The sequence below is a fragment of the Streptomyces sp. NRRL S-495 genome (genome assembly GCF_000966955.1).
GTDB classification, from domain to species: Bacteria; Actinomycetota; Actinomycetes; order Streptomycetales; family Streptomycetaceae; genus Kitasatospora; species Kitasatospora purpeofusca.
In genome coordinates this window covers 1-2,299 of record NZ_JZWY01001108.1, presented here as the reverse complement: position 1 = coordinate 2,299, position 2,299 = coordinate 1, and the positions used below count along the sequence as shown (strand labels likewise).

1 protein-coding gene is annotated in these 2,299 nt (G+C 72.7%); it reads left to right on the top strand.

All coding sequences use genetic code 11. The features are described from left to right. Window positions 1-2,299: ATP-binding protein (locus VR45_RS39510; protein WP_045944797.1), on the top strand; the 2,299-nt coding region annotated here is incomplete at both ends.

The following is a 2,299-nucleotide window of genomic DNA, read 5'->3' as shown; positions in this document are numbered from 1 at the left end:
GTCACCAACGCCGTCACCGCCGGCGACCTCACCCGCTCGATCACCGTGGACGCCTCCGGCGAGGTCGCCGACCTCAAGGACAACATCAACTTCATGGTCGCGTCCCTGCGCGAGACCACCCGCGCCAACCAGGAGCAGGACTGGCTGAAGACCAACCTCGCCCGCTTCACCGGGACCATGCAGGGGCAGCGCGACATCCGGTCCGTCGCCGAGCTGATCACCGACGGGCTGACGCCGCTGGTCGGCGCCCAGTACGGGGCGTTCTACCTGGCGGAGGAGGGGCCGGAGGGTACGGTGCTGGCCCGGATCAGCGCCTACGGCGGACAGGGCGGCACCGCGGCGGAGACGGCAGCCGACGGCGGAGGCGGTGCCGGAGGCGGACCGGCGCGGGTCCGCCTCGGCGAGTCGCTGGTCGGCCAGGCGGCCCGATCCCGGCGCACCGTCACCGTGGACGACCTGCCGCCCGACTACGCGACCATCGGCTCCGGTGCCGGCGCCACCCACGCCCGGTCCGTGCTGATCCTGCCGATCGCCCTGGAGGAATGGCTGCTCGGCGTGATGGAGTTCGCCTCCGTCCACCCCTTCAGCGCCATCCACCGCGACCTCCTGGAGCAGTTCGCCGAGGCCTGCGGCGTCAACATCGGCACCCTGCTCGCCAACGCCCGCACCGACGAGCTGCTCGGCGAGTCCCAGCGGCTCACCGCCGAACTCCAGTCCCGTTCCGAGGAGTTGCAGGAAGGGCAGGAGGAGCTGCGGCGCTCCAACGCCGAACTCGGCGAGAAGGCCGCGCTGCTCGCCGAACGCAACCGCGACATCGAGGCCAAGAACCTGGAGATCGAGCACGCCCGCCAGGAACTGGAGGAACGGGCACGGCAGTTGAGCCTCACCTCGATGTACAAGTCCGAGTTCCTGGCGAATATGAGCCACGAACTGCGCACCCCGCTCAACAGCCTGCTCATCCTCGCCCAACTGCTCGCCCAGAACGCCGCCGGCAACCTCACCCCCAAGCAGGTCGAGTACGCGGGTGTGATCCACTCGGCCGGTTCCGACCTGCTCCAGCTCATCAACGACATCCTCGACCTCTCCAAGGTCGAGGCGGGGAAGATGGAGCTCAGCCCCGAACCCTTCGCCGTGCAGGAGCTGCTGGCGTACGTCGAGGCCGCGTTCAAGCCCCTGGCCGACCAGCGCGGCCTCGCCTTCCGGATCGGCGTCGGCGCGCACGTGCCCGGCGAACTCGTCACCGACCAGGCGCGGTTGCGGCAGGTGCTGCGGAACCTGCTGTCCAACGCGATCAAGTTCACCGACGTGGGCCATGTCGAGCTGCGCATCGAACGCGTGGAGGCCGACGGGCTCCCGGCCGAACTCGGCCAGGTCGAGGCCGCCGTGGCCTTCCACGTCGAGGACACCGGCATCGGCATCGACCCCGACCACCTCGACAGCATCTTCGGCGCCTTCCAGCAGGCCGACGGCACCACCGCCCGCCGCTTCGGCGGCACCGGGCTCGGCCTGTCCATCAGCCGCGAACTCGCCCGCCTGCTCGGCGGCGTCCTCACCGTCCGCTCCACCGCCGGCCGGGGCAGCCGCTTCAGCTTCTACCTGCCGCTCGCCCGCCGGGACCGGTCGGCCGTCGTGCCGGGCGCCGTGCCGGGAGCCGGGACCCGCGTCCTGGTGGTCGAGGCCGAACCGCCCGCCCTGCTCACCCTGCTGGCCCGGACCGCCGCCGAGGCGCACGGCGAGGACCCGCCGGTGGAGATCCGCGGCGCCGGCACCGAGGCGGACCTGCGCGCCGCCCTCGCCGACGGCCCGTACCGGTGCGCCGTGCTCGACCTCGCCCACACCGGCGAACTCGCCCCCCTGCTGCTCACCGGGCTCCCGGAGGGCACGCCCGTGCTCGGCCACCAGGGCGAGGGCAGCCCCGTCGGCGCAACCGCGGCGGCGATCGCCGGCCTGGAACTCCCCTCGGGGCTGGACGAGTTGCGCGAGCGTCTGATCGCGCTGATCGGCGGCCGGAACCCCGCCGGGGCGGAACCCGGCGAGCATGCCGTCCCCGCCGACGAACCGCTCGCCGGACGCACCACGCTGATCGTCGACGACGACGTCCGCAACGTCTTCGCGCTCGCCGCCGCCCTCGAACAGCGGGGCCTGACCGTCCTGCACGCCGCCGACGGCCGCGCCGGGCTCGACCTGCTGCGCGCCCACCCGGAGACGGATCTGGTGCTGATGGACGTGATGATGCCCGGCCTCGACGGCTACGCCACCATCGCCGCCATCCGCGCCGACGAGCGGTTCGCCCGGATCC